We start from the raw sequence: 14,651 nt of genomic DNA on the forward strand, positions 1-14,651 counted from the left end.
AGCCTTTTTATTTTAATACACTATATAGAATCGCGGAGACGCTTACATTGGAATCTTCTTTTTTATTACTTTTGTGGCTGTTGATAGGAGGATTATAATGGATAAGATCGTAGAAGATGACGAATTAGGACGTCTGATAGTGCGTGTCAATTCACGTGCGAGGAGTCTTGTGTTTCGTACAAAGAGTGATGCTGTTTATGTTTCAGTTCCTCCCGGCACTACATTGAAAGAAGTGAAGCAGGCAATCGAGAATCTGCGTGGTAAACTTCTGGCCTCCCGTCAAAAATTAGCCCGGCCATTGATTGATTTGGGCTATAAAATTGATGCGGAACACTTTAAGTTGTCCTTGGTGTCCGGTGAAAAGGATCAGTTTTTGGCTAATTCCCGGTTGGGGGTTATGGAAATTGTTTGTCCGCCTCATGCGGATTTTACGGACGAGAAACTGCAAAGCTGGTTGCATAAGGTGATTGAAGAATCGTTGAGGCGGAATGCGAAAAGTATCCTTCCTTCACGTTTGGCTTCCTTGTCCAAGCAATGCGGACTTCCTTATTCGAGTGTGAAAATAAACTCCAGTCAGGGCAGATGGGGCAGTTGCTCGGCTCGAAAGGATATTAATTTGTCCTATTACCTGGTTCTGTTACCTTCTCATTTGATAGACTACGTGTTGCTGCACGAATTATGTCATACTCGCGAGATGAATCATAGCGAACGATTTTGGGTATTGCTCAATCAATTTACAGAAGGAAAAGCATTGGCTTTGCGGGGGGAATTGAGAAAGTATCGTACGGAGATTTAGAATACTTTATTGCCAGGATAGTGCTATCGTGTTGGCACACTTGTGTCAACACGTTGGCACAGTCGTGACAATGCGATGGCATGGTTGTGCCAATATGGTGGCACAGACTTAGTTAATACTTTTATTACTTGGCTAATTGTTTAATCCCGTCTGATTCTTTTTCGAACTGATAAGTTCCTCCTTTTTCACTAAGATCAAACGTAGACACTAATTCTGTGTTATTATCTACAATCAACAAGGCGCTCTGTTCGGCAAAACGTCCTATTTCTACAGTGTAAGGTTCTTCCGACATGGTTTTGTTGGAGATCAGACTGTCGTTGACAAATAAAGAGATAGAATCTCCGGCAAAACCTTTTACCAGACTGATCGTATAGCTTTCGATGAAATGACGTTCTTCCTGCTTTTCCCGTTGTAGCCGCATGCTCATATAGACAAAAATAACCACGACAAAAATGACGGCAAAAGCAAGAATTCCGTTACCTACCATAAACTGTTTATTTGTGTTGAGACGATGTGCCATAGTCGTTATTTTTTGAATTACGGCGTAAAGATACGAATATAGCACTGTTAATTCATACTTTTTTTCTTTAATGTTTTGTAGTCGAACAGATTATTTATATCTTTGCAACCGAAAACGGATGAAAGGTGGAGGGGCAATTAAGCTCCTTTTTTTGTTCTTATATAGCTAATAAATGATAGAAAAGAAAACTGTTTGTCAGATTGTAGAAGAGTGGCTGGAAGGAAAAGACTACTTTTTAGTAGAGGTAACCGTGAGCCCGGATGACAAGATTGTGGTTGAAATAGACCATGCAGAAGGTGTTTGGATTGAAGATTGCGTGGAGCTTAGTCGCTTCATAGAGTCGAAACTGAACCGCGAAGAGGAAGATTATGAACTGGAAGTAGGGTCGGCTGGGATCGGACAACCCTTTAAAGTTCTGCAACAGTATTATATCCACATCGGACAAGAGGTGGAAGTGCTGACCGGAGACGGACGGAAGCTGGCCGGTATACTGAAAGATGCCGATGAAGAGAAGTTTACGGTAGGCGTACAAAAGAAAGTGAAAACCGAAGGATCAAAGCGCCCGAAATTGGTAGAAGAGGACGAAACCTTCACTTATGAGCAAATAAAATATACTAAATACTTAATTAGCTTTAAATAGTTATGGCCAAAAAAGAAGAAACAATCAGCTTGATTGATACATTTTCGGAATTTAAGGAACTGAAGAATATCGATAGAACGACGATGGTTAGCGTACTCGAAGAGTCGTTCCGTAGCGTAATCGCGAAAATGTTTGGCACCGATGAAAATTACGACGTAATCGTGAACCCGGACAAGGGTGACTTCGAGATATGGCGTAACCGTGAAGTTGTGGCCGATGAAGATTTGACTAACCCGAATATGCAGATTTCGTTGAGCGAAGCACAGAAAATTGATGCTTCTTACGAAGAAGGTGAAGAGGTGACTGACGAGGTTATCTTTGCCAAGTTCGGACGTCGTGCGATCCTGAATCTTCGCCAGACACTGGCTTCCAAGATTCTGGAACTCGAAAAAGACAGTATTTATAATAAATATATAGATAAGGTAGGTACTATCATCAATGCAGAAGTATATCAGATCTGGAAAAAAGAGATGTTGCTTTTAGACGATGAAGGAAACGAATTGCTGTTACCTAAGACCGAACAAATTCCGAGCGACTTTTATCGTAAAGGTGAAACGGCCCGTGCAGTAGTTGCCCGCGTGGATAACAAGAATAATAATCCTAAGATTATCTTGTCACGTACTTCTCCCGTTTTCCTGCAACGCCTGTTCGAGATGGAAGTACCCGAAATTAATGATGGTTTGATTACCATCAAGAAGATTGCCCGTATCCCCGGCGAACGTGCCAAGATCGCGGTGGAATCTTACGATGACAGAATCGACCCTGTAGGAGCCTGTGTAGGTGTAAAGGGAAGTCGTATTCATGGCATTGTTCGTGAACTTCGCAATGAGAACATCGACGTAATCAATTATACATCGAACATTTCATTGTTTATACAGCGCGCTTTAAGCCCGGCTAAGATTTCTTCTATTCGTCTGAACGAGGAAGAGAAGAAAGCAGAGGTATTCCTCAAACCGGAAGAAGTTTCGCTGGCTATCGGTAAAGGCGGTTTGAATATCAAACTGGCCAGTATGTTAACTGAGTACACTATCGACGTGTTCCGTGAGTTGGATGAGAATGTAGCTGACGAAGATATCTATCTCGACGAGTTTAGAGACGAAATCGACGGATGGGTGATCGACGCTATCAAAGCTATCGGCATCGATACAGCGAAGGCTGTGTTGAATGCTCCTCGTGAGATGTTGATTGAAAAGACGGACTTGGAAGAAGAGACAGTGGACGAGGTAATACGCATTTTGAAATCGGAGTTTGAAGAAGAAGATCCTTCAATTGAAAATAAAGATGAAATTAAAGATTAAAAGTTGCGATACAATATAATGCAGCAGACTTTTATTTCTTAATTCTCAATTTTCAATTAAACAAGCTCCATTTATTCATTAATTTTAAAATATGACGATAAGGTTAAACAAAGTTACAAGAGATTTGAACGTAGGAATCGCGACGGTAGTTGAGTTCCTGCAAAAGAAAGGGCATACCGTTGAGGCTAATCCTAATACTAAAATTAGCGAGGAGCAATACGCTATACTCGTAAAGGAGTTTAGTACAGATAAGAACCTTAGACTTGAATCGGAGCGTTTCATACAGGAACGTCAGAATAAGGAACGTAATAAGGCGTCGGTATCGATTGAGGGCTTCGAAAAGCAGCCCGAAAAACCGAAGTCGGAAGATGTGATTAAGACAGTCGTACCTGAGGATGCACGTCCGAAGTTTAAACCTGTCGGAAAAATAGATTTGGATAAATTGAACGGTCGTAAACCTGAAAAGGTAGAGAAAGAACCGGAACAGAAACAGGAAGAACCGGTTGTGGAACGGCCTGTCGTTAAACCCGAAGTGAAAAAGGAGCCCGAGAAGAGAGAACCCGAGGTGAAGGAGGAAGAGGTGGTGACACCTCCTGTTTCTGTAGTAGAGCCTACTCCAGTGGTGGTTGAACCCGTAGTAGTGCCGGAACCTGTAGTGGAGACGAAGCCGGTAGAAGTTGAAAAAGTAGTAGAAGAAGTGAAAAAAGAAGAGCCGAAGGTAGTAGTAGCTGCACCTGTGAAGGCGGAAGAACATAAAGAAGAAGAAAAGGTGGAAACTGCACAGGCTGAAGTAACCCCGGTAGCGGAAAAGGCTCCGGAGGATGATGGTGTTTTCAAAATCCGTCAACCGGAATTAGGCGCAAAGATTAATGTGATCGGTCAGATCGACTTGGCTGCATTGAATCAGTCTACTCGTCCCAAGAAGAAATCGAAGGAAGAGAAACGTCGCGAACGTGAAGAAAAGGAAAAAATCCGTCAGGATCAGAAGAAGTTGATGAAGGAAGCTATCATCAAGGAAATCCGTAAGGATGATTCTAAATTGGCGAAGAGCGGACCTAAGGACAGTGCGGAAGCGGCTGCTAACAAGAAGAAACGTAACCGTATCAATAAAGAGAAGGTGGACGTTAACAATGTTGCAACCTCCAACTTTGCTGCTCCAAGACCTAATGTACAGGGTAAAGGCGGCAATAGTAACGGTCAGGGTGGCCAGGCCAATGGACAGGGAAATAACAACAGAAGAAATAACAACAATAAAGATCGCTTCAAGAAACCGGTTATCAAACAGGAAGTGAGCGAGGAAGACGTAGCAAAACAGGTAAAAGAAACCCTTGCACGTCTGACAACCAAAGGTAAGAATAAAACGTCCAAATACCGTAAAGAGAAACGTGAAATGGCTTCCAACCGTATGCAGGAACTGGAAGATCAGGAAATGGCAGACAGCAAGGTATTGAAGTTGACCGAGTTCGTTACGGCTAACGAATTGGCAACGATGATGGATGTTTCTGTTAACCAGGTTATCGCTACTTGTATGAGTATTGGTATCATGGTTTCCATCAACCAGCGTTTGGATGCTGAAACCATCAATCTGGTGGCTGAAGAATTCGGATTCAAGACTGAATATGTAAGTGCGGAAGTGGCACAAGCTATCGTTGAAGAAGAAGATGCTCCGGAAGATTTGCAACCGCGCGCTCCGATTGTAACGGTGATGGGACACGTTGACCACGGTAAGACTTCTTTGCTTGACTATATCCGTAAGGCGAATGTAATTGCCGGTGAGGCCGGAGGTATTACCCAGCATATCGGTGCTTATAACGTGCAATTGGAAGACGGTCGTCGTATTACATTCCTCGATACTCCGGGTCACGAAGCGTTTACCGCTATGCGTGCACGTGGTGCCAAAGTAACGGATATTGCTATCATTATTGTGGCTGCCGATGATAACGTGATGCCACAGACGAAAGAAGCGATCAATCACGCGATGGCTGCCGGTGTACCTATTGTATTTGCAATCAATAAGGTAGATAAACCGACTGCAAATCCGGATAAGATTAAAGAAGAACTGGCTGCAATGAATTACCTTGTTGAAGAATGGGGTGGTAAATATCAGTCACAAGATATCTCTGCCAAGAAAGGTATGGGTGTGGAAGACTTGCTGGAAAAAGTATTGCTCGAAGCGGAAATGCTCGACCTGAAGGCAAATCCGAACCGTAATGCTACGGGTTCCATCATCGAATCTTCACTGGATAAGGGACGCGGATATGTAGCTACTGTATTGGTATCTAACGGTACTTTGAAAGTAGGAGACATCGTATTGGCGGGAACCAGCTACGGACGTGTGAAGGCTATGTTCAACGAACGTAACCAACGCGTCAAGGAAGCAGGACCTTCCGAACCGGCATTGATTCTGGGATTGAATGGTGCTCCTGCCGCAGGTGACACATTCCATGTAGTCGAAAGCGATCAGGAAGCTCGTGAGATCACTAATAAACGTGAGCAGCTGGCTCGTGAACAAGGTTTGCGTACGCAGAAGATCCTTACATTGGATGAATTGGGTCGTCGTATTGCTTTGGGTAACTTCCAGGAATTGAACATCATCGTTAAGGGTGACGTGGATGGTTCTGTGGAAGCGTTGAGCGATTCGTTGATTAAGTTGTCTACGGAACAAATTCAGGTAAATGTTATCCATAAGGGTGTGGGAGCAATTTCTGAATCTGATGTTTCTCTGGCTGCTGCTTCGGATGCGATTATTGTCGGATTCCAGGTACGTCCTTCGGGTGCTGCCGGTAAGATGGCCGACCAAGAGGGTGTTGACATCCGTAAGTATTCTGTCATCTACGATGCAATCGAAGAGGTAAAGGCTGCTATGGAAGGTATGTTGGCTCCGGAAGTAAAGGAACAGATTACTGCAACCATCGAAATCCGCGAAGTATTCAATATTACGAAAGTCGGTCTTGTAGCCGGAGCAATGGTGAAGACCGGAAAGGTGAAACGCAGCGACAAGGCTCGTTTGATCCGCGATGGTATCGTAATCTTTACCGGAAACATCAACGCATTGAAACGCTTCAAGGACGATGTGAAGGAAGTAGGTACAAACTTCGAGTGTGGTATCAGTCTGGTGAACTGCAACGACATGAAGGTAGGCGATATGATCGAGACATTCGAAGAAATAGAAGTGAAACAGACGCTGTAAATATAGTAAGGTTATAAGTGTATTATAATGTTATAATATAGCAGAGGTCATGATTGATAAAGAGGTGGTAATGTGGTACTGTTTGCAGAACACCACCTTACCACCTTATTTTTTATCATTCGGCACCTTCTCATTATAATCAGCTTATATACGACTTATTGGTTTATAGCTTATAACATAATAAATGTGGCAACGATTGATATAATTATCCTTATTGTAATAGGCGCCGGAGCGATTGTAGGTTTTGTAAAAGGCTTCATTCGTCAGTTGGCTTCTATTTTGGGGTTAATAGTCGGTCTGTTGGCAGCGAAAGCTCTGTATGCTTCTTTGGCGGAAAAGCTTTGCCCGACAGTGACGGATTCAATGACAGTTGCGCAAGTGTTGGCTTTTATCATGATCTGGATTGCCGTACCATTGATCTTTGTATTGATTGCCTCGCTATTGACAAAAGCAATGCAGGCTATTTCGTTGAACTGGTTGAATCGCTGGTTAGGAAGTGGGCTGGGAGCACTTAAGTTTCTGTTGTTAACGAGTGTAGTGATTGGTGCGATAGAGTTTGTGGACAGCGATAATAAGTTAATTAGTGCAACAAAAAAGGAAGAATCTTTGTTATATTATCCGATGGAAACGTTTGCGGGGATCTTTTTCCCTGCTGCGAAGAATATGACGCAACAATATATATTAGAGAATAAAGATAAAGATGCAACAAGAACCCAATAAAATGAAACCCAATCAGAAAGACGAACTTGAAAAGAAGACTGATAATGAGTTTGTCCGGAAATTTGCGGAGGAGAAATATAAATACGGTTTCACCACAGAGGTGCATACGGACATCATTGAGCGTGGACTTAATGAAGATGTCATTCGTCTGATTTCATCGAAAAAGGACGAACCGGAGTGGTTGCTGGAGTTTCGACTGAAAGCGTATCGCCATTGGCTGACGCTGGAAATGCCTACCTGGGCACATCTCCGTATCCCTGAAATTGATTATCAGGCGATTTCTTATTATGCCGATCCGACAAAGAAGAAAGAAGGACCGAAGAGCATAGAGGAAGTCGATCCTGAACTGATAAAGACGTTTAATAAACTGGGAATTCCTTTGGAAGAGCAAATGGCTCTTAGTGGAATGGCAGTGGATGCCGTTATGGACTCTGTTTCCGTAAAGACTACCTTCAAGGAAACGCTGATGGAGAAAGGAATTATATTCTGCTCGTTCAGTGAAGCCGTGCGGGAGCATCCGGATTTGGTGAAGAAATATATGGGCTCGGTAGTAGGTTATCGGGACAATTTCTTTGCAGCGTTGAATTCCGCAGTGTTCTCTGACGGCTCTTTCGTGTATATTCCGAAAGGAGTACGTTGCCCGATGGAGCTTTCCACTTATTTCCGTATCAATGCCCGTAACACGGGACAGTTTGAGCGTACGCTGATTGTAGCGGATGATGATTCGTATGTTTCTTATCTGGAAGGATGTACGGCTCCGATGCGGGATGAAAATCAGCTGCATGCCGCTATCGTTGAGATCATTGTGCACGACCGTGCAGAAGTAAAATACAGTACCGTTCAGAACTGGTATCCGGGAGATGCAGAAGGCAAGGGCGGTGTATACAACTTTGTGACTAAACGCGGTAACTGTAAAGGAGTGGACAGTAAATTATCCTGGACACAAGTGGAAACCGGTTCGGCAATCACCTGGAAATATCCTTCCTGTATCCTGACGGGCGATAACTCGACCGCTGAATTCTATTCCGTAGCTGTAACGAACAACTATCAGCAGGCAGATACCGGAACGAAGATGATTCATCTGGGTAAGAACACTCGTAGTACGATTGTAAGTAAAGGCATTTCTGCCGGACATAGTGAGAACTCCTATCGTGGGTTGGTACGCGTGGCCGAGAAAGCGGATAATGCCCGTAATTATAGCCAGTGTGACTCTCTGTTGCTGGGAGATAAGTGTGGTGCACATACCTTCCCGTATATGGATATTCACAATGAGACGGCAGTGGTAGAACATGAAGCTACGACAAGCAAGATTAGTGAAGACCAGATATTTTATTGCAACCAGCGCGGTATTCCGACAGAAGATGCTATCGGACTTATTGTGAACGGATATGCAAAGGAAGTGTTGAATAAACTTCCGATGGAGTTTGCGGTAGAAGCACAGAAGCTGCTTACCATCTCATTGGAAGGAAGCGTGGGGTGATGTTGACTTTTTAATAGTAAATCGTAAAATCGTAAATATATCATGTTAGAAATAAAAGACCTGCATGCCAGCATTAATGGCAAAGAGATATTGAAAGGTATTAACCTGACGGTGAATCCCGGTGAGGTGCACGCTATTATGGGACCGAATGGTTCCGGTAAAAGTACGCTTTCCTCCGTATTGGTGGGTAATCCGGCTTTTGAGGTAACAAAAGGTTCGGTCACTTTTTATGGAAAGGATCTGTTGGAGTTGAGCCCCGAAGATCGTAGCCATGAAGGAATCTTCCTTAGTTTCCAGTATCCGGTGGAAATCCCGGGTGTGAGCATGGTGAACTTTATGCGTGCTGCTGTGAATGAGCAACGTAAATATAAAGGTCTGCCTGCACTGACCGCCAGTGAGTTTCTGAAGCTGATGCGTGAGAAACGTGCGGTGGTAGAGTTGGATAATAAACTGGCTAACCGTTCGGTGAATGAAGGCTTTTCCGGTGGTGAGAAGAAACGGAACGAGATTTTCCAGATGGCTATGCTGGAACCGCGTTTGAGCATCCTCGACGAGACAGACTCCGGTTTGGATATTGATGCGCTCCGTATTGTTGCGGAAGGAGTGAACAAGCTGAAAACTCCTGAAACAAGTACAATCGTTATTACCCACTACCAACGTTTGCTCGATTATATCAAGCCTGATATTGTGCATGTCCTTTATAAAGGTCGTATCGTAAAAACTGCCGGACCGGAACTTGCTCTGGAACTGGAAGAAAAAGGATACGATTGGATCAAGAAAGAAGTAGGAGAATGACAAATATAAAACGATGATGGTTGAACAACAATATATAGAACTTTTCTCACAGACGGAAGCGATGATCTGTAAGCATAGTGCCGAAGTGCTGAATGCGCCTCGTGCGTCAGCATTTGCCGATTTTGAGCGACTCGGATTTCCGACCCGTAAGATGGAGAAGTACAAATATACGGATGTGAGCAAGTACTTTGAACCGGATTTCGGTTTGAACTTGAATCGTTTGGCTATTCCGGTCAATCCGTATGAAGTGTTTAAGTGTGATGTGCCGAATATGAGTACCTCCTTGTATTTTGTGGTAAATGACACATTTTATAATAGAGCGCTTCCCACAGGAAATCTGCCGGAAGGTGTGATTTTCGGTAGTCTGAAAGAAGTGGCCGAGCAACACCCGGAATTGGTGAAGAAATATTACGGTCAACTGGCAGATACCTCTAAAGATGGTGTGACTGCTTTCAATACCGCTTTTGCACAAGATGGCGTTGTCTTTTATGTGCCGAAGAATGTGGTGGTGGAAAAAACAATCCAGTTGGTAAATATCCTGCGTGCAGATGTTAACTTTATGGTGAACCGTCGCGTACTGATTATCCTGGAGGATGGCGCGCAAGCCCGTTTGCTGATTTGTGACCATGCAATGGATAATGTGAACTTCCTGGCGACACAAGTTATTGAAGTATTTGCTGGTGAGAATGCGGTATTCGATATGTATGAACTGGAAGAAACACATACAAGCACAGTTCGTATCAGTAACCTGTATGTAAAGCAAGAGGCCAACAGCAATGTATTGCTCAACGGAATGACTTTGCATAATGGTACTACCCGCAACACGACCGAAGTGTTGCTGGCAGGAGAAGGAGCTGAAATAAACCTCTGTGGTATGGCAATTGCCGATAAGAACCAGCATATAGACAATCATACAAGTATTGACCATGCCGTACCGAACTGTACCAGCAATGAGCTGTTCAAGTATGTACTCGACGATCAATCGGTAGGTGCGTTTGCCGGATTGGTACTCGTGCGTCCCGATGCACAACATACGAATTCCCAACAGACTAACCGGAATCTTTGTGCTACGCGTGATGCAAGAATGTATACACAACCTCAATTGGAGATTTATGCGGATGATGTGAAATGTTCGCATGGAGCAACAGTAGGTCAGTTGGATGAAGGTGCATTATTCTACATGCGTTCGCGCGGTATTGCAGAGAAAGAAGCCCGTCTGCTGTTGATGTTCGCATTTGTCAACGAAGTGATCGATACCATTCGTTTGGAAGCGCTGAAAGATCGTTTGCATCTATTGGTAGAGAAACGTTTCCGTGGCGAGTTGAATAGATGTCAGGGTTGTGCCATTTGTAAGTAACCACTAAAAAATAATGAACGTGGATATTCAAAAGATACGTGAAGATTTTCCGATATTGAGCCGTACGGTTTACGGTAAACCTTTGGTTTATTTCGACAACGGTGCGACAACACAGAAACCCCGTCTGGTGGTTGATGCGTTGGTGGATGAATATTATTCCGTCAATGCCAATGTGCATCGCGGCGTACATTATCTTTCCCAGCAAGCTACGGAACTGCATGAAGCTTCCCGTGAAACGGTACGTGAGTTTATCAATGCCCATAGCACGAATGAAGTTGTCTTTACACGCGGAACAACAGAAAGTATCAACCTGCTTGTTTCCAGCTTCGGCGACGAGTTTATGGAAGAAGGGGATGAAGTGATTGTTTCCGTGATGGAACATCATAGCAACATCGTTCCCTGGCAACTGTTGGCTGCCCGTAAAGGAATTGCCATAAAAGTAATTCCGATGAATGATAAAGGTGAACTTCTGCTGGATGAATATGAAAAACTATTTTCCGAACGTACGAAAATAGTCAGCGTAGTTCATGTATCGAACGTACTGGGTACAGTGAATCCGGTGAAGGAGATGATCGCAACAGCTCATGCGCATGGTGTACCTTGCCTGATAGATGCTGCACAGTCTATTCCTCACATGAAAGTGGATGTACAGGAGTTGGATGCCGATTTTCTGGTATTCTCCGCCCATAAGATATATGGCCCGACAGGTGTCGGAGTGCTTTACGGAAAAGAAGAATGGTTAGATCGCCTTCCACCTTATCAGGGAGGAGGAGAGATGATTCAGCATGTCTCTTTCGAGAAGACCACTTTTAATGAACTTCCTTTCAAGTTTGAAGCCGGTACGCCCGACTATATCGGAACTACCGGACTGGCAAAAGCCCTTGATTATGTGAACGGACATGGCATTGAACAGATAGCCGCCCATGAGCATGAACTGACAACTTACGCTTTGCAACGTCTGAAAGAAATCCCCCATATACGTATATTCGGTGAAGCAGCCGAACGGGGAGCGGTCATTTCTTTCCTGGTGGGAGATATCCATCATTTCGACCTCGGCACGTTGCTGGATCGTCTAGGTATTGCCGTGAGAACAGGGCATCATTGTGCACAACCTCTCATGCAACGTCTTGGCATAGAAGGAACTGTACGTGCTTCGTTTGCCATGTACAATACCAAATCGGAAATAGACACTTTGGTGGCAGGAATTGAACGTGTCAGCAAGATGTTTTAAAGATATGAGCTGCTATTCCTGTGGAGTAGCGGCTTTTTTTATTCTTTAACTAAAAAAAGAGGGCCTCGAGTGCAGTGATTTGAGCTTTCGTGCGTCTAATAGGTAAAGAAACAAAATGTTCATTGAATATCAGGAGGGTCGTGAGACCATGCTTATATTATATAAATTCTCTCTCTTTAACATTAATGCAGCTATATCGTAAAAAGTTACGGTGTAGCTGCAACTTTTTTAGAGACTTCCTCCGTCTAATAGAATAGTTGTAACCATTGAAACAGCTGTTGCGATTGAAGATGAATTGAATATTATTGTATGTAAAAAGAAAGGGGAAACGCTGATAACAGCGAATCCCCCTTTTTTATCGATTATTTCCTTCCTTTTTATTCAGCAGTCAGCTCAATTACGCGGCTGAAAGCCTGATTTGTTGTGAAAGCATTGATTCCCACTTTCATCAGATAATCTCCTGAATAAGTTTTCTCATTGGCAGCCAGATTCGATTTGGAATTCGGCATCAGGTTGATTTCTTTCACCTTATACATTTTCTTCGCATCCAGTCCCTGAAGTTTTACCGGGAGCAGTTTCTCACCGAAACGTGGGTGGATATCGTAGGTATAAAGCACAGCTTTGTTCTTATCCGGTGAGGCATACATGAGAGACATGTGATTGCCATCGTAGGGAGAAACCAATCTGTATTGATCGCCGTCCAGAATCACTTTTTTCAGACGCGTCCAGTTGGCAACTGCATTCTGGCAGTAAGTCTGTTCGTCTGCATTCAGTTCCTTCAGTCCAAGGTCAAAGCCCAGTTTGCACATACTTGCCACATCCGTACGGAACTTCACGCTTGTGTTCTTGTTCCAGCTGGTTACGTGTGCACACATGGCTTTTGCCGGGAAGATTTGTGAGAATCCCCACTGGATAAACAGACGTTCTATCGGGTCTGTGTTGTCGCTGCACCAGAATTCTGTGTAATATTTCAGAGCTTCGTAGTCGCAACGGGCGCCACCGCCGGAGCAGAGCATCATTGGCACGTTTGGATATTTGTCTTTGATACGTTTCAATACATTGTATATACCACGTACATGGTCGATATAAAGCTGTCCCTGTTTATTTTTTAAATATGGAGAATAAACATTTGTAATTGGAGAGTTACAGTCCCATTTAAAGAAAGCCACTTCCGGATTCTCTGTCAGGATCTTATCCACTACACCATATACAAAGTCCTGTACTTTCGGATTGCTAAGATCGAGTACCAGCTGATTACGGTAATAATATGTTTCGCGGTTAGGCAGTTGGATAGCCCAGTCGGGATGTTTTTCGAACAACTCACTTTTAGGGTTAACCATTTCCGGTTCAATCCAGATACCAAATTTCACTCCGGCTTCTTTGGCAGACTGTACAAGGGCAGGAATACCGCCCGGCAGTTTGGATCTCATCACTTCCCAGTCACCCAGTCCGGCATTGTCACTGTTGCGTGGGTGCTTGTTGCCAAACCAGCCGTCATCCAGCAGGAACATATCTACACCAAGATGTTTAGCTTCCTTCATCAGTTCGGCAAGCAGTTCCTCATTGAATTTGAAGTAAGTATTTTCCCAGTTGTTTAATAAAGTCATACGGTCGCCTTGTCCGTCTTTCAGCTGATAGTTGCGTGCCCATGCGTGAAGGTTGCGGCTGGCTTCGCCCGTACCGTTGTTGCTGAAAGTAAAGATGAATTCAGGAGTTGTAAACACTTCATTCGGCTTCAGTTCATAATCAGATGCATAAGGATTGATGGCGGGGATTACACGGAGGTTACCTACGTTGTCCACTTCGAAAGTGAACTGGAAGTTTCCTGTCCATCCGATAGTACCTAGCATGGCACGTCCCTGCGCTTCCTGTGCCGGTTGTTCAAAACCAAGCTCAAAGAACGGGTGGGTGTGCATGGCAGCACGGCTTCCCAGTTTGGTGTCGATCACCTTTTTACCGAACAACAGAGGTTGTGTGCTCATTTGTGCTTCTTTTGCCCAATCGCTACTGAATTCTGTCAGGTAATATTCGTTTCCGGAGAAATAAAGCATGGTGGAAGCATAACGCCATAAGGTCACAGGCTTCTTTTCAGCATGTTTGATTTCGCTCCACGTCTTGATGACGTTTTCTTTCGGATAAGCGATGTAATGCAGTGTGACTTCTACCGGATACTGATTATCTTTTAGTTGAATAATCGTTTCCGTTCCGCCCGCCACTGCCTTCTGCTCGGAGGATATATAGCGGAGAATCGTACTCGGGTTCCCGTCATTGTGCGTGATAGCTACAGCCGGTTCAAAATAATCTTCGGCGCCGGAGCCCGGATATACTTCCCATCCGCGGGTGGATACGCTACCGTCACTTCCTCCTTTTACGTAAGGAGAAAAGTTGTTGATGTCTTTCTCGTTCAGTAACTTATCGCCCAGATAAGCCTGATAGAGTCGTCCGTTAGGAGCTACTTGGAGAATTAAGTCTGTGTTGTCCGTTGCGATGCGGATAACGTTCTTTTCCTGGGCGTCCACTTGCGCCAGGGTAAACAATGCCATAAGTAATACGAAAAGTTTCTTCATGGTTTTTTAATAATTAATTAGGTATTAGTTAGTTTGTGGGCATAGAATGCCGCAAAG

11 protein-coding genes are annotated in these 14,651 nt (G+C 44.0%); 9 read left to right on the top strand and 2 right to left on the bottom strand.

The features are described 5' to 3' along the window. The first annotated feature begins 97 nt into the window (after positions 1–97). Positions 98–796, top strand: coding sequence for a SprT family zinc-dependent metalloprotease (locus DXA54_RS22790; RefSeq protein ID WP_008649174.1), 699 nt, complete (start codon positions 98–100; stop codon positions 794–796). Between the two features lie 124 nt (positions 797–920). Here DXA54_RS22790 and DXA54_RS22795 read toward each other — a convergent pair whose 3' ends face one another. After that, complete coding sequence (locus DXA54_RS22795; protein WP_004298257.1) at positions 921–1,316, bottom strand: hypothetical protein; 396 nt, start codon at positions 1,314–1,316, stop codon at positions 921–923. A 172-nt stretch (positions 1,317–1,488) separates the two neighbouring features. On the opposite strand from DXA54_RS22795, the gene rimP reads away from it, so the two are divergent. The 8 genes from rimP (at position 1,489) to DXA54_RS22835 (ending at position 12,027) form a co-directional block, all read left to right on the top strand. After that, positions 1,489–1,956, top strand: a complete 468-nt coding sequence (rimP, locus tag DXA54_RS22800) for a ribosome assembly cofactor RimP (RefSeq protein ID WP_004298256.1) — start codon at positions 1,489–1,491, stop codon at positions 1,954–1,956. A gap of 2 nt (positions 1,957–1,958) precedes the next feature. Then, entirely contained in the window at positions 1,959–3,254 is a 1,296-nt protein-coding gene (gene nusA, locus DXA54_RS22805; RefSeq protein ID WP_004298255.1) for a transcription termination factor NusA, read from the top strand. Positions 3,255–3,345: 91 nt separating this feature from the next. Further along, on the top strand, positions 3,346–6,444 hold the full coding sequence (infB, locus tag DXA54_RS22810) for a translation initiation factor IF-2 (protein ID WP_008776069.1): 3,099 nt from the start codon (positions 3,346–3,348) through the stop codon (positions 6,442–6,444). Between the two features lie 186 nt (positions 6,445–6,630). Continuing rightward, positions 6,631–7,164, top strand: a complete 534-nt coding sequence (locus tag DXA54_RS22815) for a CvpA family protein (RefSeq protein ID WP_008776068.1) — start codon at positions 6,631–6,633, stop codon at positions 7,162–7,164. Between the two features lies 1 nt (position 7,165). Continuing rightward, the gene (sufB, locus tag DXA54_RS22820; RefSeq protein WP_008776067.1) at positions 7,166–8,644 is read left to right on the top strand and encodes a Fe-S cluster assembly protein SufB; all 1,479 of its coding nucleotides are present in this window, start codon (positions 7,166–7,168) and stop codon (positions 8,642–8,644) included. Positions 8,645–8,686: 42 nt separating this feature from the next. Next, the gene (sufC, locus tag DXA54_RS22825) at positions 8,687–9,439 is read left to right on the top strand and encodes a Fe-S cluster assembly ATPase SufC (RefSeq protein WP_004298251.1); all 753 of its coding nucleotides are present in this window, start codon (positions 8,687–8,689) and stop codon (positions 9,437–9,439) included. Between the two features lie 13 nt (positions 9,440–9,452). Further along, complete coding sequence (gene sufD / locus DXA54_RS22830) at positions 9,453–10,796, top strand: Fe-S cluster assembly protein SufD (RefSeq protein WP_008649179.1); 1,344 nt, start codon at positions 9,453–9,455, stop codon at positions 10,794–10,796. 19 nt (positions 10,797–10,815) lie between these two features. Continuing rightward, positions 10,816–12,027: an aminotransferase class V-fold PLP-dependent enzyme gene (locus DXA54_RS22835; RefSeq protein WP_008776065.1), complete on the top strand. Its 1,212-nt coding sequence runs from the start codon at positions 10,816–10,818 to the stop codon at positions 12,025–12,027. A gap of 377 nt (positions 12,028–12,404) precedes the next feature. On the opposite strand, the gene DXA54_RS22840 is transcribed toward DXA54_RS22835, so the two are convergent. Beyond that, positions 12,405–14,594, bottom strand: coding sequence for an alpha-galactosidase (locus tag DXA54_RS22840; RefSeq protein WP_008776064.1), 2,190 nt, complete (start codon positions 14,592–14,594; stop codon positions 12,405–12,407). Positions 14,595–14,651: the final 57 nt, after the last annotated feature.

It is taken from the genome of Bacteroides sp. OF03-11BH, assembly GCF_003604005.1.
Classification (GTDB): domain Bacteria; phylum Bacteroidota; class Bacteroidia; order Bacteroidales; family Bacteroidaceae; genus Bacteroides; species Bacteroides ovatus.